The sequence below is a fragment of the Kitasatospora sp. NPDC101447 genome (assembly GCF_044767225.1).
Lineage (GTDB): Bacteria > Actinomycetota > Actinomycetes > Streptomycetales > Streptomycetaceae > Kitasatospora.
Map to the genome: position 1 here is coordinate 66,408 of NZ_JBIWNL010000020.1, position 20,876 is coordinate 87,283.

Consider the following 20,876-nt stretch of genomic DNA (forward strand, 5'->3'; position numbering starts at 1 on the left):
CGCCGGCACCTCCTGGGCTGCGCCGCCGGCACCTCCGGGGCTGCCACCGGCGGCCCCGCGCAGGAGGCCTGCGGTACGGCAACGCCGCAGGCCCGCGGATTCACAGCACCCGAGAACGACGCATCCACCCTGGAGGTCCACGTGCCCGCGTCCACACAACGGGAGAACGTACGCTTCGCCAGCGACGGCACCTCATGCGCCGCCTGGCACTACCCGGGATCCAACGGCGGCTGCGTGATCATGGCCGGCGGGACCTCGGTGACCAAGGAACCGGCCACGGACCTGTTCGCCGCACGCTTCAACGACGCCGGCTTCGCCGTCCTCGCCTTCGATCACCGACGGTTCGGGGAGAGCGGGGGCGCACCACGTCAGGTCGTCCGCTTCGACGAGCAGATCGCCGACTGGCACGCCGCGATCGAGTACGCGGCCACCCTGCCCGACGTCGACCCGGACAGGATCTCGGTCTGGGGCTTCTCACTCGCGGGCGGCCACGTCTTCCGCGTCGCGGCCGATCACCCCCGACTGGCCTGCGCCATCGCACAGACGCCGCTGGTCGACGGGCGCGCCATCGCCCCCCATGCGCTGCGTTCCATGACGCCCCTCGCGGCGCTGCGGCTCTTCGGCCGGGGTGTCGCGGACGCGCTCGGGAGCCTCGTCGGCCGTCCGCCGATGCTGGTCCCCACCGCCGGCCCGCGCGGCACCGTCGCCTCGCTCACCACGCTCGACGCCATGGACGGCGACCGGGCCCTCGACCCCGAAGGCCGCCACACCACCTGGGAGCAGACGGTCGCCGCCCGGATCGCCCTCCAGCTCCCCGGGTACCGGCCCGGTCGCCACGCGTCCCGGATCCGGTGCCCCCTGCTGGTGGTCGTCTGCGACCAGGACCAGAGCACGCTCCCCGGCCCCGCCGTCGGGGCGGCCCGGCACACCCCGAACGCCGAAGTGGTCCACCTGCCGGGCCGCCACTACGCCCCCTTCCTCGAAGCGCACGAACAGGCCGCCCGGACGCAGATCGCGTTCCTGCGCAGGCACTTGGCCCCGCACGTGGCCCGCACGCCGTGACCGACCGGGACGAGGCGAGGGGTTGCCGCCGGACGGCTCGTCCCCGCCCCGTTCCCATCCGTTCCCATCCGTTCCCCGTCTGTCCCGGCTCGCACTGGCTCGGCACCGGATGCTCCCGGATCCGGTCCTGCACGCCCAGGGACGGACCCGAGCCCGAACAGTCGTTTCACCAACCGCTGTCCACGCGCCCACGCCCTCACGCCCCCACGCCCCCGAACGACATTCCACGAAGGAGAGACCCATGATCCTGGTGACCGGAGCGACCGGCCTGGTCGGCCGTCCGCTCGTGACCGCCCTCGCCGCCGACGGCCGCGCCGTCCGCGCGGTGACCCGCGCCCCCGCGACCGCCGCGCTGCCCGACGGCATCGAGATCGTCCACGGCGACCCGTCCCGTCCGAGCACGCTCGCCGATGCCCTGAAGGGCGTCACCGCACTGTTCCTGCACCCCAGGGCGGCCGGAGAGGCCGCCGCCGAACTCGTCGCGCTCGCCCGCGACCGGGGCGTACGCCGCGTGGTCGCGCTGAGCGCGCTCAACATCGACGAGAACCCGGACGACCAGCCCTCCCGGCACCGCGGCGACCGCAACAAGGAGGCGGAACAGGCCGTGACCGCCAGCGGACTGGAGTGGGCCAGTCTGCGCTCCGGCACGTTCGCCGCCAGCGGCCTGCACGCCTGGGGCGCCCAGATCCGAGCCGGTGACGTCGTCCACGGCCCCTACCCGGAGTTCTCCGAGGCGCCGATCCACGAACAGGACCTCGCCGACGTCGCGGCCCGGGCCCTGATCACGGACCGGCCGCTCGGCCGACTGGAACTCACCGGCCCGCACGCCCTGACCCACGCCCGGATGATCGAGGTGATCGGCGGCGTCCTCGGCCGTCCCCTGACCTACCGGGGCGTACCGCCCGAGGCAGCCGCCGAGGCCCTCCTGCGTCAGGGCGTCGCCGCGCCGTTCGTCGCCGCCCTGCTGGCTCGCTACCGCCGGGAGCTCGGTCGCCCCGCCGTCGTGACCGACACCGTGCAACGGGTACTCGGCCGCCCGGCCCACGACTACGCGACGTGGGTCGCCGACCATGCGGACGCGTTCGCGGCCCCGCCCACGACCGCCGGCTTCACCCCACCGTCGAGGTGAGTCCCGTGACCTGGGCAGTCCCGACCGGACACCGACAGCCCACGCGACCGGCGCGACAGTAGCCGCCCCTCACAAGCGCCGCGCCGGCCCGGCACCACAGATGCCGTCTCCTCGTCGTCGCCGACACGGGACACCGGCGCCGTCACCTACGGCGACACGGGATGCGGTGGTGCGGGGGTGCGTTTGACGGCTCGGCTGACGATGGCCGTCTCGATGTGGGTGATGCCCAGGCCGACCAGGTCGCGGGAGAGGAAACCGTAGAGGGCCGTCAGGTCGGGGAAGTACGCGGCGGCGTGCAGGTTCGAGGGGCCCGAGGTCGCGAAGGCGCCGTGGACCGCGGAATGGTCGGCCAGGGCCTGTCCGGCGGCAGCGAGGTGGTCCGGGGGCACGTGCAGCAGGAGTTTGGCCTCGATGGGCAGCCCGAGGCGGCGGGGCTCGACCAGAACCTGGGTGATCAGGCGGCCCTGGGCGGTGAGTCGGGCCAGGCGTCGGCGCACGGTGCTCTCCGGGTGGCCGGTGCGCGCGGCCAGGGCCGCTGCGGGCAGGCGGGCGTCGGGGTCGAGGGCGTCGAGGAGGGTCTGCTCCAGGGGGTCGGTGTCGATGCCGTAGGGGCCGGGGGAGCCGGTGCCCGGGCCGGCGGCGGTCTCTTCGGGGGCCGGCGCGGCCCGGCTCAGTGCCGCGCGTTCGGCTGCGGTCAGCACCTGATGGCGCCACTCGGAGGTGAGCCGGAAAACGTGCAGGATCGTGGCGCTCTCCAGGGAGGTGACCGCCTGGGTGGAGGGCAGTTGCCGGAAGACCAGCGGGTCGCGTGAGCCCGGTTCGGTGCGGGCGACCGCGAAGATCTCGTCACCCGAGGTGGTGACGTCGATGAACGGGATGTCCTCGCGCGCGGCGAGCGCGGCGACGATCGTGTCGAGCTTGCCCCGTAGGACCCGGATACGCAGGAACAGCGCCCCGGCCGAGCCGCCGTTGCGCGGTCGCGCCACCGGTGAGACCACCACCCGCAGTGTGCCGTCGGCGCCGAGCGTCTGCAGACGGCGCCGCACGGTGGCGGGGCTGAGCCCCAGCACCTGGGCCGCCCGCTCCGCGGACAGACGCCCGTCGCACTGCAAGGCGGCCACCAGCCGCTGATCCACAAGGCTCAGTACGGGATCCGCCGACGAATGCACCATGAGGGCAAGTTTCGCTCATACCGCCGCACCGCAGGGCCCGTTCCTGAAATCACGACCCCAACAGAAAGACCGTCAGCCCGGCACTCGCGGAAGAAAGGCCCGGACCAGAAGCCGAGTTGACGGAACCTCATGTCCTCGTGGCAGGTCGTTCTCGCGCTCGGCGAGCGCGGCGGTGACGGAGTCCTCGCCGGGGCCGCCCGCGGCGACGCCGATCACGATCTCCTCCGCCCCGAAGGCGGCCGCCGCCGCGCACGCCCCGTCCAGGACGAGATGCGGCACACGGGCGAGCAGCATGGCGTCCTTGGCGCTGGGCGGCTCGCCCTCGGCACCGTTGACCACGATCACGGGGCGCGCGCCTGAGCGGTCGGACGCCGCGAGGGTGGCGCGGGCCTTGCGGGCGAACCGGAACCCGGCGCCACCGCGGCCCCGCAGGTCCACGCCCTCGGCCAGCGCGAGCAGGTCGTCCCGGGACGGGTGCGGCGGCAGCGGGTGGACGGACCTGTGTGCCGCGAGGTCCAGTCGCGTCCTGCGGTCCGCCGCAGGTGGCGGTCCGCGCTCCGCGCCTTCGTTCTCTTCCTCGTGTGCGGTGGGACCGCCCTCTTCGTCGTGGGGATGGTGGCACACCGTCCCGGTGGTACGGCGCCGTGGGGCGGGCTCCTGTTCGGGGCGGCTGTGTGTGCGACGCTCACCGTGGTGCTCCCGCCGCGACGACGCCGTTGAACCTCCTCCGCGCGGGCCCGACGGCTCACGGGGTGCCGAGGGCGGCTTCCTCCCGGTCGAGGTCGTGCTGGAGGCGGCGGCGGGTGGTGTCGCTGATGCGGTGCTCGTCGTAGAGGCGGTGCAGTTCGGTGCTCTGGACCGCGATGACCTCGTGGCGCAGCTGGCGGTAGGCGGCGTCGGCGGTGGTGCCGTCGGGTGTCTCGGCGCTGCGGTCGAGGCGGGCGGTGAGGCCGCGGCGGACCCGGTCGAGGGCGGTGTCCGGTACGGCCTCCAGCTCGGTGAGGGAGTCGACGTGCTGGAGGGCGGCGCGGTTGAGGGTGTCGCGGGCGTCGTCCTCCTCGCGGGCGGTGTGTTCGGGTTCGAGGGCGAGGCCGGAGCGGTTGACGACGGCGGCGAGGGTGAGGCCCTGGACGACGAGGGTGAACACGACGACGGCGGTGGTGAGCACCAGGACCAGGGGTCGTCCGGTGAGCTTCGTGCCGTCGTCGGCGAGCAGCGGGATGGACAGGGCCGCGGCGAGCGGCATGACGCCGCGGGTGCCGGCCCAGGTGACCACCCCGGCGACCCGCCAGGAGAGCCGGCCCCGGCCCTGGCTGGGCTTGACGGCGCGGGTCAGTGGCAGTGTGGAGAGGACCCGCACCGCGATCAGTACGGCGGCCAGTGCGAGCGCCTGGAGCGGCCACCAGCCGGTGCCGGCGGGCAGGTCCCGGACGAGGGTGGGCAGTTCCAGGCCGACGATGCTGAACACGACGCTCTCCAGCAGGAACACCACCACCGCGTACACGGCGTGCAGCTGCAGCCGGATGTGGGCGTCGGTGAGCCGGTGGCCGGAGCGCCCGAGCAGCACGCCGGCGACCACGACCGAGGTGACGCCGGAGGTGTGTGCGGACTCCGCGAGCACGTACGCCGCGTACGGGGTGACCAGGGCGATCACCGTCTCCAGGACGGGGTCGGTGGTGCGGCGGCGCACCAGCCAGACCAGGCCGGCGACGGCGGCGCCGACCACGCTGCCGCCCCCGCCGAGCAGCAGGAACTCGCCGCCCGCCGCGGGCAGGCTGACCGAGGCTCCGACGGCCACCGCGATGCCGACGGCGACCTTGAACAGAACGAGCGAGGTGGCGTCGTTGAACAGGCTCTCGGCCTGCACGAGGACCTGGAGGCGCCCGGGCAGGGCGAGGCGGCGGCCGAGCGCGGTGACGGCCACCGGATCGGTGCTGGAGAGCACGGCGCCGAGCACGAAGGCCATCGCGGGCGGCAGGCCGGCGACGGCGACGGCGGTGAAGCCGACGGCTGCGGCGGAGGCGAAGACGAGGCCGAAGGAGAGGATCGTCACCGGGCGCCACACGGTGCGCAGGTCGCGCAGTGACAGTTCCTCGGCGGAGGCGTACAGCAGGGGCGGCAGGACCACCATGCCGATGATCTGCGGCGGGACGTGCAGCGCGGGAACGCCGGGTGTCAGCGCCACTCCGATGCCCGCCAGCACCAGCAGCGAGGGCGCGGGAACGCGCAGGCGCTGGGCGAAGGTGGCCACGGCCGTGGCCAGGACGACCAGGACGAGAACGATCCCCACAACGTGCATCGGTGGAAAGACCCCATCGCAAGATCGGGGTCACCGCCGCTGATCGCCGCAGTCGTCCCCCGCGCCGACCAGGCTTCCCGGCACACCTGCAGTCATCTTATCGGAGCATTAGCGCGGCGCGGCAGGGGCGGAAACGATGGGACGTCAGCGCGCACAGCACGGACGGAGCGTGACCGTCGCCGCTCACGCCGCGCCAACGGCCACTCGCCGCGCTCCGCCGACGGCAGGCAGTGCACGGCGGTGAGCCGAGGGCGCGGTCGGCCGTGCCCCCGGTCAGGCGAACTCGCGCAGGCGCGGCCGCACTCCTCCGAGCCGGTGACGGGGGGCGCGCGGCCCGGGTGGTGGTGCGGCTGTCTCCTGTCGCGACGTGTCCGACGCGACCGTTTTCCTCATGACCGCCGTACCGCCCGACGTTCCCGTTGGCATCGCCGCGCGCCCCCTCCCCCTGTTTCTCACTGGCCGCCGAACCTTTCCCGGAGGAACCCGCCGGGGGTCGGGGTTCGGCAAACGGTTCGCCGCCAGGCCCCACGCCCGGGCAGCGAACCGTTTCCTCGCAGCTCACACTAGGTACGGCCGAACATTCGTCCGCCCGCCCTGACGAGTCCTTGATGCCGCCGGGGATCATCTTGACGAGGCATTGGCACAAGATCTGTCCAGCTGCGCAGCCGGGACGCGTCCTGATGCGATCTTGACGACTGCGCAACGACTCGGCCCCCGAGGCGGCGCCGGTCCGCACAGCCGGACGGCGGGCCTCGTGGGCCGAAGGGATGCACCCGGTGCCGGTGGCACGCGGCACCGGGTGGGTCTGTCGGTTACTGCCCGGGCTTGCGGCCGTGGTTCGCCTTCTTCTTCCGCCGGGCCTTCTTCTTCCGCGCGCGCTTGGACATCGTGGATCCTCCGGTCTCTCGGGGCGTACGGTTCAGGAGGCCTGGCCGACCAGCTGGTCGGCCAGCTTGGCCAGGCGCTTGAGCGAGCGCTCCTCCTGGACGGCCTGCGCGGTGGGCGCGATGACGCCGCCGTCGAAGTAGGCGCCGTTGGCGACGACCGTCTCCGGCAGGCAGAGCCGCACGACGGCCGCCGCGCCCTCCGCCGCGGGCGCACCGACCCGCCCGTACAGCGGCAGCAGCGCGGTGTCGCACAGGCCCGGGTTGACGCTGACGGCGGTGATGCCGGAGCCGGCCGGGGCCATGTCGGCGGTCGCCATGGTCAGCGCGAGCTGCGACTGCGCGTACGCGGCGACCCGCGAGTACTTCTTCACCCGGTGCGGGTCCGACCAGTTCATCGAGGCGGTGCGGTGCAGGGAGGACGACACGTTGACGATGCGGGCGTCGCCCGCAGCCGAGAGCGGCGCCCGCAGCAGCTTCGCCAGGAGGTGCGCGGCCAGGAAGTTGACCTGCAGCGAGACCTCGTTGCCGTCGTCGGTGAGGGTGCAGCGCTCCGGCGCCACGGCGGCGGCGTTGTTCACCAGCAGGTCCAGCGCCGGGTAGTGCTTGACGACCGCGCCGGCGAGCACAGCGACCTCCGACAGGCTCGTGAAGTCTGCTGCCAGCTCGACGAGTTGGTCCCGTCGGACACCCGAGTCGACCAGCCGGGCGACGGCCGCCTCGGCCTCCGCGGTGGTGCGGGCGTGCACCAGCACGGTCGCACCGTGCCCGGCGAGCAGTCGGGCGGTCTCCCAGCCGATCCCGGAGGAGGCGCCGGTGACGAGGGCGATGGGGGTCCCCCCGGCCGAAGGCTGGGGGAGGGCGGACAGAACAGCGTCGGACATGACCCATCCAAGGGTGGAAAGGCACCGGCGGGGTGCGAAGGCAGTGCGGCACGAAGCCGTGCGCCTCCGGGGCCGCCGGCGCGAGAAGGTGTGATGCGAGGGGAACGCTCATCCGTCCCCTGCCCTCGGAGCCGGTCAGGGCAAGGGACGGACGGCGGCGATCGGCACGGGCGCGACGAACGGCACCCGGCCCGTGCACGTCGGCCGGTGACGAGCGGGAAGGAGCTCGGTCCTACCGGACGGCGATGGCGACCGCGACAGCGACGATCCGCGGCCGGCTATGCGGCGGGCGGTCGTGGTGGCGTGTCGAGCGGTGCATGTCCTCCATCAAAGCCTGCCCCGCTGCCGGGGGCAAGCTCGTTCACCCTCCCTGACGAAGCCCTGACGCGCGGTCGGCCGTGAGGCCTACGGCGGTCGGGGTCGTGGCTGGTGAGCGCGATGGCGATGTGGTCGCAGTCGGCGAGGTCGCGCAGCAGGTCGGCGATGTCGTCGCGGCGGATGGGGCCTTTGGGGCCTGGGACTTCCGCGCAGCGCGGGGTCGCTGCCCTGGCGGAGTGAACGATGGCCACAGCGAGAGAACACGAGGCCAACACGGAGTGGCGTCAGGCACGGAGTAGCGTCAGGCACGGAGTGGCGTCCCGCCCCTCGGGCTTCACCCGTCGGCGAGGCGCTGGATGGTGACGCTCAGCCATGCCTGGAGTTCGGCGGGATCGCCGAGTTCGGATCGCAGGACCCGGCGGCGGGTCGAGACGCCGAGCACGAAGGCGTCGATCGCCGCGGCCCGGCCGCGGGCCTCCGCATCGTCCAGACCGCTCTCACGGAGGTAACGGTGAAGCGGCTCCAGCGAGTTGCCGTCGAGGAAGGCGGCCAGTGCCTCGGCCGCCTCGGGTCGTTCGCCGGATGCACGATGCAGTACGAGCAGCGGATCCTCCCCGGCTGCACCGAACCAGCGCCGGACGATGCTCGCCGCGAGGCGCGCGCCCAGCGCGGAACGGTCACCGTCGAAGGAGCGGGAAACCGGGATCTCCACCTGCGTCGCCGCCAGGAAGAGGCCGTCCTTGCCGCCGAAGTAGCGGGTGATGAGGTTGGGCGACACGCCGGCCGCGTCAGCCACGCCCTTGACCGTGACCGCGGCGAAGCCGTGCCGGGCGAACTGGCGTCGGGCCTGTTCCAGGATTCGCTGCCGGGTGGCGGCCGCATCGCGCAAAGTCATGTGTACGAGCATACACATCATGTGTACGCTCATACACATGAGCGATGACATCAGAAGCGAGATCAGGGCCGACATCAGAGGCGACCTCAGGGAACGGCTCCACCGGACACGGCGCGTCACGACCCCGTGGACCGACGACGAGAGGCGCGGCATCACCGCCACCCGCCTCGACGAACTACTCGAACACTGGAGGACCGGATACGACTGGGGCGTGCACGAGCGCCGCATCGGCGAGTTCCCCTGGGCGACGGTGCGGGCGGGCGACACCGACCTGCGGGTGATCCACCAGCGGTCCACGAATCCCGAAGCCCCGGTGGTCGTGCTGCTGCACGGCTGGCCGGACTCGGTGCTGCGGTTCGAGCGCGTCCTGCCACTGCTCACGGACGTGCACGTGGTGGTCCCCGCACTGCCGGGCTTCCCGTTCGCGGCCCCACTCACCACCTCCGGCATGTCGGCCGACCGGATCGCCGGGATCGTCGCCGACGCGCTGGACGGGCTCGGCTACTCGCGGTACACGGTGTCCGGCGGCGACGTGGGCGGCACCGTCGCGGAAGTCCTCGCGGCCCGACACCCGGACCGGGTGGCCGCCCTGCACCTCACGAACACCGCCCCGCAGCGTGCGCTCACGGCGGACCCGGCGAAGCTCGCGCCCGACGCCGCCGCCTACCTCCGCCGGTCGGCGCAGTGGTTCCGCACCGAAGGCGGATACATCGCCGAACAGGCGACACGGCCGAACACGCTCGCCATCGCGCTCGGCGACTCCCCCGCCGGCCTCGCGGCGTGGATCGTCGAGAAGCTGGACGCCTGGTCCGACGGGCCGGCCTTCACCACGGACGAGCTCCTCACCTGGGTCACCGCCTACTGGGTCACCGGCACGATCGGCACCTCTTTCACCACCTACACCCAGCCCGTCGACCTCCCCGACCGGATCGACACGCCGACCGTCCTCTCCGTGTTCCCGCACGACACCAAACCGGAGCCACGAAGCTACGCCGAGGCGTTCCTGAACATTCGCGACTACGTGGAACACCGTGCCGGCGGCCACTTCGCGGCCTGGGAACAGCCCGAGGCCTACGCCGACGACGTACGCCGCGCAGTCAAGCTGGGCGGCTGACAAGGAACCCGAGTCGCTCGTCGCGCCGCGGGAGGATCGGTCGGCGCCGAAAGTGCAACAGGCGCAGCCCCTCCCTTGCTCTGCTCGGACAGCAGAGAGCCGATGGGGCCGCGCCTGCGCGTCAGTGGGCGTCCCGGCGGGGCCGGGGCGACGGCTCTGTCAGGAGTGCCGCCAGGTGACGGGGAACGCGTCGCTCTTGAGCGTGCCGGTGGTGGCCAGGGTCGTCGTCCTCCGGGTGACGGTGGACGCGTGGGTGGCGTAGTCGCCGATCGGCCGGCCGTCGACGGTGACGCCGGTGAACTGCAGCGGGCCGAACTTCGCCAGGGTCGGCACGGAGCCCGAGCCGATCGGTTCGATGATGGCCTCGGCGTTGACGGAGGTCGCGGTGGCGAGGTACTTCCGGAAGGACTTCGTCCAGCCCTGGGTGGTGTCGCTCAGGGTCAGCGTGTACCAGTGCCCGCCTTCGTCGGTGACGGTGCCGGTCATGGAGTCGCCGGCCTGGACGGGTTCGGCGAAGTAGATGCTGTCCTGCGGGTACATCTCGACCCACGTGTTGTACTGTGCCCGGCCGGTCGTGCAGTCGAGGTCGACGCCGATCTGCTCGACGGTGTCGCTGTCCCACCCGTCCAACCCGACCCAGGGGGAGGCGATTCCGCGGTTGTTGGTGCAGTCGAGCGCCGGGATGTTCCAGGTGCCCGATATCGTCGTGAACGTGGAGCCGTAGGTGATGTAGCCACCCCAGATGTTGTCCGCGTGCTTGCGGGAGTGGTCGCTGCGGTGGCTCGCCGTGGCGGCGGCCGGGGTTGCCGCGCTCAGGGCGGTTGCGAGGCCGACGGCCGTGGTGACGAGCAGGGCGAGTGTGCGGGTGTGGGGGCGGGTGGTCATGGGGTCCTCTCCGAAGTGACGGACGGGTGCCGGACGCGGGTCGGGCACCGCCCCCGGGCGGGGCCGGGGGCGGCGTGGGCGGTCGGCGGTCAGCCGTCGATGCGGTGCTGACTCCAGAAGGAGGTCAGGTCGACGGTGGTGGCGGCCTGGGCCGCGGCCTTGAACTCCGCGGTGGTGGACACGCCGTACCAGTGCGCCTGCGCGTAGTTCCGCAGGAGGGTGGTCATCGCGGTGTCGCCGATCGTCCGGCGCAGGTCGTGCAGGGCGCACTTGCCGTAGCCGTAGACGACCGTCGAGTAGCGGGAGGAGTTGGCGTCCCAGTACGCCATCGAGTTGGTGATCTTCTCGGCCGCCGAGGCCCAGGAGACGCTGTTCCAGCAGCCGTTGCCGGTCTTGCCGAGGGCGAGGTCGGTGGAGTAGTCGGTGAAGGCCTCGTCCAGCCAGGGGCTGGTGTACTCGTCGTCGCCGACGATGCCGTACCACCACTGGTGGCCGATCTCGTGGGTCAGCGCCGTGGTGCTGACGAGGTCGAGGACGAAGCCCGGGTACTCCATGCCGCCGAACCAGAAGTTGTTGTCGATCACCGCGTCCAGCTCGCCGTACGGGTAGGCGCCGAAGCGCTGGGCGTGGGCGTCGACCGCCGAGGTCGCGGTGGAGAGCATCGACTTGGCGTCGGCCGCGCTGATCCCCGCCACCGAGTAGACGTTGACCTTCACCCCGGCCGCCGAGGTGCCGGAGATCTTGGTGAACGGCCCGGCGCCCCAGGCGAAGTCGCGCACCTTGCTCGCGGTCGCCTTGGTGACGGTCCGGCCGGCCGCGCCCGGGGTGTCCACCGACGTGCCGGTCGCGGGCACCAGCAGGCCGGAGGGGTGGTCCAGGGTGACGGTGAAGTCGGAGGCCACCGAGTAGAAGGACTCGCCGTTGTTGGTGTACGGGTCGAGGTGCCAGCCGGCTCCGTCCCGTATCGCCAGGACGGGAAGGGCGTTGCCGATGAAGTTGAACGCCCCGTCCCGGCCGAAGCGGTCCGCACCGCTCGGCACGGTGATGCCGAGGTCGAAGCCGACCGTGCCGCTCTGGCCCTGCGCGAGCGGCGCCGGCAGGGTGACCTTGAGCGCGGTGCAGTTCACCGAGAGCGGGGCGGGCGTGCCGCCGGTCACGTTGGTCACCGTGATCGGGGTGCTGGGGCAGCTGCCGTGCCAGTTGTCCCACAGCCGCAGGTACACCTCGTTCAGCGGGCTGGGCGAGGCGTTGGTGAAGGTCACGCTCTCGTGGCCGGTCCAACTGCCGCCGGAGGCGTCACTGGTGAGGTTGACGGTGTACCCGGGCGAGGCCGGGGTGCGGGTCGGGTCGCCGGGCTGGGGCGGGGTGGTGCCGCCGGAGGCGTCCAGGGTGACGTCGTCCAGCACGAAGCTGGTCTGCAGGCTGGAGTCCTCGACGCCGGTGAAGGAGAGCGTCGCGGTCTGGCCGGCGAAGGCGGAGACGTCGACGGTCCGGTGCACGTACCCGTCCCGGGCGTCCAGGTTGGAGTAGGTGGCCAGGGTGGTGGAGCCGAGCTTGACGGTGAGCTTGTCGTAGGCGGTGCTGCCGGTCGTCTCGGCGGTGTCGACGTGCAGCCAGAATCCGAGTGTCGCGGTGCCGCACCCGGTGGGGAGGGTGACGGACTGCGAGAGGGTGTCGGTGTGGGTGGATCCGTAACCGTCGAGCCAGGCGTAGGAGCTGCCGGAGTGCGCGCTCTGGCCGGTGTCACCGGTGATCGCGCCGCTCGGCGCCGTCCAGGGTGAACTGCCGGACTCGAAACCGCTGTTGGCCACCACCTGGGCGGGTGCGCAGTCCGCGGCGCTCGCCACATTGGGGGTGGCGAGCGCCGCGAGGCCGGCGGCTGCGAACAGGGCGGCACCGGTCAGGGCATGCAGGAGTCTTCTCATCGGAACCTCTCGTGGGGAGCGGGCCGGGAGCAGCAGCGTGACAGCAAACCCGCACCTTTGAAAGGCTCATGACACCAAGTGGACCGACCCGGACCCCACCGGGCCCCGCCGGGCCCCGTCGCGGAACGGGACCGCCGCGGGACCGGACCGCGCGGTCAGCTCGGGTCGACCAGCTCCGGGGCGAAGACCGTGCCGAGCGGCTCCGGACCGATGTACTGCTGGCAGTTGCACGGCCGCGCCTCGTACTGCAGCGGGCGGCGGTCGGCGTCCCAGGCGGTCGGGGCCTCGACGTCCTCGTGGCAGCGGCCCTGCTTGTCGTGCTTGGCCAGGTGGTGGGTGCAGCCGCAGACCGGCTCCGGCGGGCGGTTCGACGCCTCCAGCGCGGCCTGCTGACGCGCACTGGCGGCGAGCAGCTCCATCTTGCGCTCGTGCCGCACCTTCAGTGCCTGCCGGGCGTCCTTGACGATCCATCCGCTGCCGTACAGGACGACGGGCAGCACCCACCACATGTTGAGCACCTGGTCCACTGACTCTCCCCCGATCGGGTCCGACTCCGACCGTTGATCATACTGCTGACCAGGGGTTACCGACCCCGACAGGAACGAGCGCGAACGACCGCGAAACGGCCGCGAATAGCGGCGAAGGACGGCGAACGACCGCGAACGGCGTCGGACGGCCGGCGTCAGCGGATGACCGGGAGCACCGCCTCCGTGCTGCGCCCGCTCGCCGCCTCGATGAAGGCCACCGGGTCGGCGACCTCCGCCAGCAGGGCCCGGGTCGCCCGCAGGGCCGCGTCGGCGGGCGGCGGCCCGCCGACGGCCGCGATCAGGTCGAGCAGGTGGACGGTCGCCTCCATCAGCGCCACCTCGCCGAGAGCGCCGACCGTGACGCTGCCGAGCAGCGGGTGCGCGACCGTCGTACCGGGCGGCAGGTCGTCGAGCGCGGCCAGGGCCGCCGGGCCCTCGACCCCGAACCGGGCGATCAGCACCGCGGGGTCGGCGGCCACGGCGGTCTGCCTCGCCGTCTCGGCGACCTGCCCGGCGGCGGTGTGCGCGAGACCACCCGGCCGGTTGTAGGCACGCAGGATCCCGGCACCCGTGGTGATCTCGGCCGGCCCGTCGAGGACGGCCGTGCGCAGCCCGGTGAACATCTCCGGCACCGGCGCCACGTGCGCGTACAGCTCCCGGACGGTCCACGCGGGCAGCCGGGTCGGCCGGCCCCAGTCCGCGGCGCCGAGGGCCGCACCGCGTTCCGCCCAGGAGCTCCAGGCCTCCGCCAACATGGCGCGCACCGGGTCGTTCTGACTGTTCATCGGCTCTCCTCGGAACAGGTGTCACGGGACGGCCCCCACGTTACCCACCCGCCGCCGCCCACGACCCGGCGCCCACCGCCCGGGTACCGGCCGCCAGCCACCGCCCACCCGCCATCCGCCGCCACCCGCGTCCGCCGCCCGTCGGAAAACCGCTTGCCGCCCCCGCCGTCCGGCCGCCACCATCACCGCATGACCGTCCTCCCCGCCACCGCGCTGCCCGAGACCTCCGCCCGCCCGGCCGCGGTCCGACAGCAGCCCGGCCGCCCCCGGAGGCCCGACGCCGCACGCGGATGAGGGCCGCCCTGGTCGCGGGGCTGCTCGCCGGGTACGGCGTCGCCGTCCCGGTGGGGGCCGTCGGGGCCTATGTCGTCGCGCTCACCGCGCGGACCTCGCTGCGCACCGGTGCCTGCGCCGCCTTGGGCGTGGCCGCCGCGGACGGACTGTACGCGCTGGTCGCGGCGGCCGGCGGCGGCGGGCTCGCGCCCCTGCTCGAACCGGTCGCCGGGCCGCTGCGGATCGGCTCCGCCCTGGTGCTGCTGGCCCTGTCGGCCCGTACGGCCCACAGCGCGCTGCGCCACCGCCCCGGGGTCGTCGCGCCGTCCGCTGCCGTCGCGCCGTCCGGGGCCGCCGTGACCCCGGAACAGGCGCCGCCCTCCCCCGCCCGGGCCTTCCTGACCCTGCTCGGGATCACCCTGCTGAACCCGCTCACCGTGCTCTACTTCGCCGCCCTGGTCCTCGGCGGCAGCGGCCGGGACGCCGCGACCGCAGACCCGCTCGCCCGGGCGGTGTTCGTCGCCGCCGCGTTCGCCGCCTCCGCCAGCTGGCAGCTGCTGCTCGCCTCGGGCGGGGCGCTGCTGGGCCGCGCGCTCACCGGGCCGCGCGGTCGACTACTCACCGCAATCGGATCCGCCGCCCTGGTCGCCGTACTGGCCGTTCGACTGCTGGTCGGCTGACCAGCGCAATCACCGGAGCGCCGGGACCGGCCGGGCCACACCCCCCGGACCCGTTTACGCCCGATTCATCCCTTGTATCCTGGTTCTGTATCCGCTGGGTGACTTCCGCCGATCCGGAGGAGTGCGGACATGGGTGAGCGGGACGGCACCGAGAAGCGGGGGCGACTGAGCCGCCCGCAGGTGCTCGACGCCGCGGTGGCGCTGGTCGACCGCGAGGGCCTGGCCGCACTGACCATGCGCCGACTGGCGTCCGAGCTGGGTGTCGAGTCGATGGCCCTGTACCGCTACACCCCGGGCAAGGAGGCCCTGCTCGACGGCCTGACCGAGGCCTACTTCACCGAGGTCAACGACCGGCTGCGGACCGCTGCCGCGAGCGGCCCGCGCCCGCCCGAGCGGCACCGGCCCGAGCGGCGCCGGCCCGAGCCGCACCCGCCCGAGTGGCGGCAGGAACTGCACCGGATCGCCCGGGCGTTCGCCGCCGTCGCGCACGCCCACCCCGAGATCCTGCCGCTGGTCGCGACCCGCCCGCTGACCGTCCCGGTGACGCGGCGGCCGGCGCCGGTGCTCGAACTGACCGAGCACATCCTCGCCGTGCTCGGGCGGGCCGGCTTCGACGACGCGACCGCCCTGACCGTCTACCGCTCCTTCGTCGCCTGGAACCTCGGCTGCCTGCTGGTCGACAAGCGCCAGGTGGTCGACAACCCGGAGGAGCCGGACCCGGCCCTGCGGCTCGGCCTGCACCGGCTGCCCGCCGCCGACTACCCCCGGCTGCGCGCCCTGGTGCCCCGCTTCGCCGACTTCGACGACGACGCCGAGATGCTCCGCGGCCTGGACAGCCTGCTGGACGGGATGCCGCAGCCTCCCCTTGACGCCTTCTACGGCGGCGACGCATCCTGAGGATACGAGGTACACGTCGGACATATCCTCTGATGACGGCGCTGCGGAGCGAGCCGCCCGAGACCGCTCCGGCCACGTTCCGCGGGCGCCAGGGAAGAAGCCCCCATGTCCGCCGTTCCGAACGAACCCCACCACGACGACATCCTGCGCCTGCGCGTCACCGCCAGGGACCCGGACGCCCTGCGCGCGCTGCTGCGCGACACCCGCTCCGACACCGGCGGACGCCCGTACGTCGAGGCGGACGGCCGCGTCGGCATCGACGTCTACGCCACGGCCGCCCAGGTCCCGGCCCTCGAACGCGAGGGCGTCACGGTGACCCGGATCGGCAACGCCAGCGAGGCCGGGCGCGCCGCCCAGGCCGAGGTCGGCACCGGCGACCGGTTCGCCCCCGCCGACGCCGTCCCGCGCGGCCTGGCCGCCAAGCTCGCCGGCTGACCCGGGAGGCCCGCCATGCCGTACCTGAACATCACCGAGGTCGAGTCCGCCGTGACCAGCCTGGCCACCGCCTACCCCGGCCTCGCCGAGCTCATCACCCTGCCCGAGCCCTCGTTCGAGGGCCGCACCGCGCACGCCCTGCGGATCGGCGCACCCGCGCCCATCCCCAAGAAGTGCGTGATGTTGATCGGCGGCGTGCACGCCCGCGAATGGGGCAGCTGCGAGGTCCTCGTCCACTTCGCCGCCGACCTGCTGGAGGCCTACCGGAACGGCACCGGCCTCGGCTACGGCGGCTCCGTCTTCACCGCCGACCAGGTGCAGCACCTGCTCCGGCGCCTCGACCTGGTCGTCTACCCGCTGGTCAACCCCGACGGGCGGCTCTACAGCCAGACCGTGAAGTCGATGTGGCGCAAGAACCGCAACCCGGCCAACGCCGGCGGCAGCCCCAACCCCGCCTGCATCGGCGTCGACCTCAACCGCAACTACGACTTCCTGTTCGACTTCGCCACCGCCTTCGACCCGCACGCCGACCCCCAGGTCTCGGCCGACCCGTGCGACGAGATGGTCTACTGCGGGCCGACCGCGTTCTCCGAGCCGGAGACCCGCAACGTCCGCTGGCTGCTGGACCAGCACCCGCGGACCGGGTGGTTCGTCGACGTCCACAGCTACGCGCAGGACATGCTCTACAACTGGGGCGACGACGACAACCAGTCGGTCGACCCGGACATGAACTTCCGCAACCACCAGTTCGACGGCAAGCGCGGCCTGCCCGGCGACCTCGCGTACTCCGAGTACATCCCCAAGGGGGACGAGGACACCGCCCGGCTGCTCGCCGAGGCGTTCTGCCAGGGCGTCTACGGCGTCCGCGGCGTGCCGTACAAGCCGATGACCGGCTTCCACCTGTACCCGACCAGCGGCACCAGCGACGACTACGTCTACGCCCGCCACTACACCGACCCCGACCGGGGCAAGGTGCTCGGCTTCACGGTCGAGTGGGGCAACGACGCGGCCCACTCGCCCAACCCCTTCCACCCGCCGTGGGCGGAGATGGAGCGGATCGTCCTCGACGTGGACGCCGGGCTGGTGCAGTTCTGCCTGGCCGTCACCTGAACACCCGAACACCCCGGGAGCACCGGGAACACCGGGAACACCGGGAACACCAAGCCACAGTGCCCGACAGCAGGGCGCCCGCCACGACCGATCGTGGCGGGCGCCTTGGCGAGTGCGCCGAGTGCGCTCGGCCGGCCCGCTGGAAGCTCAGGAAGCCCGGTGGAAGAAGAACGGGTCGATGGACGGCGGAACGCGGGTCACGCCGTCCGTGCTGAGCAGTTGGCGGGTGGTGAAGTTGGCGTTGCGCAGGTACGTCACGCCGACCGGGAAGTTGGCCCGGTCCGGTGTGTTGTTGCCGGAGAAGATGCCGTAGAAGTCCCGGCCGATCGCGAGCATCCGGATGTAGTCGCCCAGGTACGGGATGTGCTTCGCCTTCGGGACGTCGCCCGGGGCCTGGTGCAGGACGGTGCGCTCGACGGTCCCGAAGCGGTCCGCGGACAGCTCCAGCACCGTCGACCACTGGCCGTTGGCGAGCTGCTGGTAGAGCAGTCCGACCAGACCGTCGGAGTTGATCGCCAGCGAGGGGTTCTTGGCGTCGATCAGGTCCGCGTGCGCGTCGGTCCAGGTCTGCCCCCGGTCGGCCGAGTGCCGCACGTGCAGCACGTAGTCGGTGGGGAGGCCGCCGGTCGCGTCGCACCAGGCGACCCACACGCTGTTGGAGTTCGTGGGGTCGACCGCGATCGACAGGTCGGCGCCGGTGCGCTCCTGGCCCAGCGTCGCCTCGTGCACCTTGAACTCCAGGGCCCGCCCGCTGACCACCCGCTGGCCGACGACGCCGTCGACCGAGTCCCGGAGGTCCTCGAAGGCGTTCTGGCCGAGGCCGCCCTTGTCGTCCCGGGTCACCACCACGTCGAGGGTGATGAGGAAGGCCGGAGCCGGATCCGCCGTGTCCCGGACCTCGCGGCTGTAGCTCTCGAAGGCGCCGTAGACCGTGCCGTCGGAGTGCACGGCGAGCCGGATCGGCGGCCCGTTGCTCTTGGCGCCGGGGCGCTGGTCGAGCCGGACGTCGGTGAAGCCGCCCGAGCCCGTGCCGGCGTCGGCGGAGACCGTCGCCGTCGCGGAGCCGGCCCCCCGGTCGAGGACGTTGTTGCCGACGTACACGACGTCCCGGCCGCCGCCGTCCGCCCCCGCGGGCGCCGTGACCACCCAGGGCTGGTCCGGGTTCAGGTCCGTGGACACGTCCGCCAGGACCTCCATCGCCCCGGGCGAGGTGATGTCCTCCGTCCGCAGGATCTCCAGGTCGCCGGTGGTGGCGTTGAGGATGCCCGTGTAGAGCCTGCCGCCCTGCGCGGCGAAGCCGACACTGATGTCGAAGGTGCCGAAGTCGCCCTTCTCCCCGGGGACGACGGACGTCAGCACCCAGGTGTCGCCGCCGTCGGCCGAGACGAAGACCGGGGCGAACGGCCCGCCGAGCGGGTCGAGGGTGAAGGCGGTCGCGACCATCTCCCGCGGGTTCTCCGGGTTCACCGCGAGGTTGGGCTCGGCGTCCTGGTTCGTGTCACCGCTCTGTGCCCTGGGCACGATGTCGACGACCTTGATGGTGGGCATGTCGGCTCACCTCCCTTCGCGCAGCACGGCGAGCTTCTGCACCGGCTGGTAGTCGTCGGGGTGGAGCAGTCGGTACGGCGCCTGCGCCGCGAGGTCGCCCGAGGTGTCGTGCAGCAGCCAGAGGCCCAGCTGCCCGGGCGCCGGCTTGGGCACGCGGTACCAGCGGACGTCCTGGCTGCGCGGGTAGAGCACGCCGGTCCGTCCGGGGGTGACCGGGCCGGCTTCGACGCGGGAGACGTCGATCGTGGCGCGCCACCAGAGCGGGGCGTGCTCGGAGTGCGCCGGCAGGCCGAGGTCCTCCAGGCCCACCACGGCGCCGATCACCACCGCGTCCGCCTCCGCGGCATGCGCGGCGATGTCCTGGTTGCGGATCGTGCGTTGCACCGAGGAGAACGGCAGCTCGTCGGCGGTGGTGGCGGCGAGCGACACGTGCCCCTGGACGGCCTCGGCGGGCAGCCGGGCCACCTCGGCCAGGCCGAGGCCCTCACCGTAGACCAGGCCCCGGGTGAAGAGGGCCCTTGTGTCGCCGACCGCCAACGGGGCTTCTTCGGGGGCCAGTTGAACGGTGACCTCACTGCCCGCGAGTTGCCGGAAGGCCTGGGGCGCGTGCAGCACCTCGGTCACCTTGACCACGGCGGTCCGTTCGTTGCGGGCGTCGGCCGGGAAGGCCGCGAGCGAGGTGCCGCCGACCCGGGTGACCGTGCCCACGAAGCTCAGCGGAGCCCGGCGGACGAGGTCGATCAGCTGCTCGGGGGCGACCCCGGGCGATACGTCAGTCATGACGGTCCTCCTCCCCGCTCACCGCGCGGCGCGGGCCGAGGAGGGGTGCGCCCGGCGCCACTCGATCCGCGCGCCGAGCAGACAGGCGGCGGTGACGGCGGCCGCCAGCGCGACCACCAGCCACTCCGCCGCGCCGCTGCCGGCGTCCGGGTCGAGGCCGAGGAGCGTCTCGATCCACTCCGGCCACGCCAGGGTGAGCAGGAACAGCAGTCCGGACAGTCCGCCCAGGACCGTCTCCAGCCAGAAGCGGGGCCGGACCGGACTCGATTGCGGGAAGGGCATCGCTGCACCTCCCTTTCTCCGACCACCCGGGCCGCGCCGCGCCGCAGCGTGCGCGCCTCCGTGCCGCCGCGCCGTGGCGACGGCACGACCCGGCCGGGCCGGCCCGGGTCGGGGTTGCTCCCGTCGGCGCCGCCGGTCGGGGGGGCGTGGTCGCCGCGGGAGGTGATCTGCTTCGATCCGCAGCGTCGGGGCTGCGGTGGGAGTGCGCCGGAGGGGGCTCGCGGGGTCACCCCGCGTGCCCCCGGCGCTGTACGCCTACGAGGCACACGTACTTCGTATACGAGTCTGCGCGCACCCCCGGGGCAGGTCAAGGCGCCGGGGCGACGCCGGGCCGGTCAGATCCGGGCGCCGAGCATCCGCAGCACCAACTCGCCGTAGCGGCGGCCGAGTTCCTCCGGCGTCTCGGTCGAGCGGTCGGTGTACCAGCGGGAGACGTCGATGCCCAGCGAGGTGACCGCGCGGGCCGCCGTGCGCACCTCCGAGACCTGGAAGTCGCCGGCCGTCGCCCCCTGCCCGATCAGCGCGCTGACCTCGCGCTCGATGTCCAGCCGCAGCGCGGCGACCACCGCGTAGGCGTCCTCGGGCAGCGCGTGCAGCTCGTAGTTGACCACCCGGCCAACCGTCCGGGCCCGGGCGTGCCAGGCGGTGAACTGCTCGACGAGCCGCCGCATCCGCTCCGCCGGACCGCCCTCGCCGGACACCGCCTCCCGGACCAGGGCCAGCGTGGCGGCGTGCCCGGCCTGGCTGATCTCGGCCAGCAGCGCGGCCTTCGACTGGTAGTGGATGTACAGCGCGGCCGGACTCATCCCGGCGGCGGTGGCGATGTCCCGGGTGGTGGTGGCGTGGAAGCCGCGCTCCGCGAAGGACTCGACGGCCGCCTGGAGCAGCCGGTACGCCGCTTCGGGGCGGGTGTCGGCGCCGGGCAGGGTCGGCCAGAGGTCTGCCATCGGGGTGCTGGTCATGGCGTCATCCTCCCAGAGAACGCGTACCGG

Annotated in this window: 20 protein-coding genes; 7 read left to right on the forward strand and 13 right to left on the reverse strand. The window is 73.1% G+C overall.

The features are described from left to right. Nucleotides 1–141: 141 nt before the first annotated feature. A complete protein-coding gene (locus ACIRST_RS26105; protein WP_402804731.1) occupies nt 142–1,062 on the forward strand; it encodes an alpha/beta hydrolase in 921 nt (306 codons plus the stop codon). 241 nt (nt 1,063–1,303) lie between these two features. Further along, nucleotides 1,304–2,191 carry an NAD(P)H-binding protein gene (locus tag ACIRST_RS26110; protein ID WP_402804733.1) on the forward strand — a complete coding sequence of 296 codons (888 nt, stop codon included), beginning with the start codon at nt 1,304–1,306 and terminating at the stop codon, nt 2,189–2,191. A gap of 146 nt (nt 2,192–2,337) precedes the next feature. Here the strand turns inward: ACIRST_RS26110 and ACIRST_RS26115 are convergent, their stop codons facing one another. From ACIRST_RS26115 to ACIRST_RS26135, 5 genes are all read right to left on the reverse strand, one after another. After that, nucleotides 2,338–3,363: an Lrp/AsnC family transcriptional regulator gene (locus ACIRST_RS26115; protein ID WP_402804735.1), complete on the reverse strand. Its 1,026-nt coding sequence runs from the start codon at nt 3,361–3,363 to the stop codon at nt 2,338–2,340. A 72-nt stretch (nt 3,364–3,435) separates the two neighbouring features. Beyond that, entirely contained in the window at nt 3,436–3,987 is a 552-nt protein-coding gene (locus tag ACIRST_RS26120) for a hypothetical protein (protein ID WP_402804737.1), read from the reverse strand. A gap of 121 nt (nt 3,988–4,108) precedes the next feature. Next, a complete protein-coding gene (locus ACIRST_RS26125; protein WP_402804739.1) occupies nt 4,109–5,662 on the reverse strand; it encodes a Na+/H+ antiporter in 1,554 nt (517 codons plus the stop codon). Nucleotides 5,663–6,581: 919 nt separating this feature from the next. Further along, on the reverse strand, nt 6,582–7,430 hold the full coding sequence (locus ACIRST_RS26130) for an SDR family NAD(P)-dependent oxidoreductase (RefSeq protein WP_402804741.1): 849 nt from the start codon (nt 7,428–7,430) through the stop codon (nt 6,582–6,584). A 652-nt stretch (nt 7,431–8,082) separates the two neighbouring features. Next, nucleotides 8,083–8,676: a TetR/AcrR family transcriptional regulator gene (locus tag ACIRST_RS26135; protein ID WP_402804743.1), complete on the reverse strand. Its 594-nt coding sequence runs from the start codon at nt 8,674–8,676 to the stop codon at nt 8,083–8,085. A gap of 4 nt (nt 8,677–8,680) precedes the next feature. Here ACIRST_RS26135 and ACIRST_RS26140 point away from each other — a divergent pair, with 4 nt between their 5' ends. Beyond that, on the forward strand, nt 8,681–9,757 hold the full coding sequence (locus tag ACIRST_RS26140; RefSeq protein ID WP_350524870.1) for an epoxide hydrolase: 1,077 nt from the start codon (nt 8,681–8,683) through the stop codon (nt 9,755–9,757). A 159-nt stretch (nt 9,758–9,916) separates the two neighbouring features. Here the strand turns inward: ACIRST_RS26140 and ACIRST_RS26145 are convergent, their stop codons facing one another. The 4 genes from ACIRST_RS26145 to ACIRST_RS26160 form a co-directional block, all read right to left on the reverse strand. Then, nucleotides 9,917–10,642, reverse strand: coding sequence for a G1 family glutamic endopeptidase (locus ACIRST_RS26145; RefSeq protein ID WP_402804745.1), 726 nt, complete (start codon nt 10,640–10,642; stop codon nt 9,917–9,919). Nucleotides 10,643–10,731: 89 nt separating this feature from the next. Further along, nucleotides 10,732–12,567, reverse strand: coding sequence for a M1 family aminopeptidase (locus ACIRST_RS26150; RefSeq protein WP_396553378.1), 1,836 nt, complete (start codon nt 12,565–12,567; stop codon nt 10,732–10,734). A 155-nt stretch (nt 12,568–12,722) separates the two neighbouring features. Then, nucleotides 12,723–13,076: a hypothetical protein gene (locus tag ACIRST_RS26155; RefSeq protein WP_350524895.1), complete on the reverse strand. Its 354-nt coding sequence runs from the start codon at nt 13,074–13,076 to the stop codon at nt 12,723–12,725. Nucleotides 13,077–13,249: 173 nt separating this feature from the next. After that, nucleotides 13,250–13,879 carry a maleylpyruvate isomerase N-terminal domain-containing protein gene (locus tag ACIRST_RS26160; protein WP_350524873.1) on the reverse strand — a complete coding sequence of 210 codons (630 nt, stop codon included), beginning with the start codon at nt 13,877–13,879 and terminating at the stop codon, nt 13,250–13,252. 290 nt (nt 13,880–14,169) lie between these two features. Here ACIRST_RS26160 and ACIRST_RS26165 point away from each other — a divergent pair, with 290 nt between their 5' ends. From ACIRST_RS26165 to ACIRST_RS26180, 4 genes are all read left to right on the forward strand, one after another. Next, nucleotides 14,170–14,832, forward strand: coding sequence for a LysE family transporter (locus tag ACIRST_RS26165; RefSeq protein ID WP_402804748.1), 663 nt, complete (start codon nt 14,170–14,172; stop codon nt 14,830–14,832). 129 nt (nt 14,833–14,961) lie between these two features. After that, nucleotides 14,962–15,729 (forward strand): TetR/AcrR family transcriptional regulator, encoded by a 768-nt coding sequence (locus ACIRST_RS26170; protein WP_402804750.1) that lies wholly within the window; start codon nt 14,962–14,964, stop codon nt 15,727–15,729. Between the two features lie 105 nt (nt 15,730–15,834). After that, complete coding sequence (locus ACIRST_RS26175) at nt 15,835–16,164, forward strand: hypothetical protein (RefSeq protein ID WP_350524876.1); 330 nt, start codon at nt 15,835–15,837, stop codon at nt 16,162–16,164. A gap of 15 nt (nt 16,165–16,179) precedes the next feature. Continuing rightward, nucleotides 16,180–17,274 (forward strand): M14 family metallopeptidase, encoded by a 1,095-nt coding sequence (locus ACIRST_RS26180; protein ID WP_402804752.1) that lies wholly within the window; start codon nt 16,180–16,182, stop codon nt 17,272–17,274. A 147-nt stretch (nt 17,275–17,421) separates the two neighbouring features. Here ACIRST_RS26180 and ACIRST_RS26185 read toward each other — a convergent pair whose 3' ends face one another. The 4 genes from ACIRST_RS26185 to ACIRST_RS26200 form a co-directional block, all read right to left on the reverse strand. After that, a complete protein-coding gene (locus tag ACIRST_RS26185; protein ID WP_402804754.1) occupies nt 17,422–18,822 on the reverse strand; it encodes a hypothetical protein in 1,401 nt (466 codons plus the stop codon). 6 nt (nt 18,823–18,828) lie between these two features. Continuing rightward, entirely contained in the window at nt 18,829–19,602 is a 774-nt protein-coding gene (locus ACIRST_RS26190) for a hypothetical protein (RefSeq protein WP_402804756.1), read from the reverse strand. Nucleotides 19,603–19,620: 18 nt separating this feature from the next. Next, on the reverse strand, nt 19,621–19,884 hold the full coding sequence (locus tag ACIRST_RS26195) for an ABC transporter permease (protein WP_350524880.1): 264 nt from the start codon (nt 19,882–19,884) through the stop codon (nt 19,621–19,623). A 335-nt stretch (nt 19,885–20,219) separates the two neighbouring features. Further along, nucleotides 20,220–20,846 (reverse strand): TetR/AcrR family transcriptional regulator, encoded by a 627-nt coding sequence (locus ACIRST_RS26200; protein WP_402804758.1) that lies wholly within the window; start codon nt 20,844–20,846, stop codon nt 20,220–20,222. Nucleotides 20,847–20,876 lie beyond the last annotated feature (30 nt).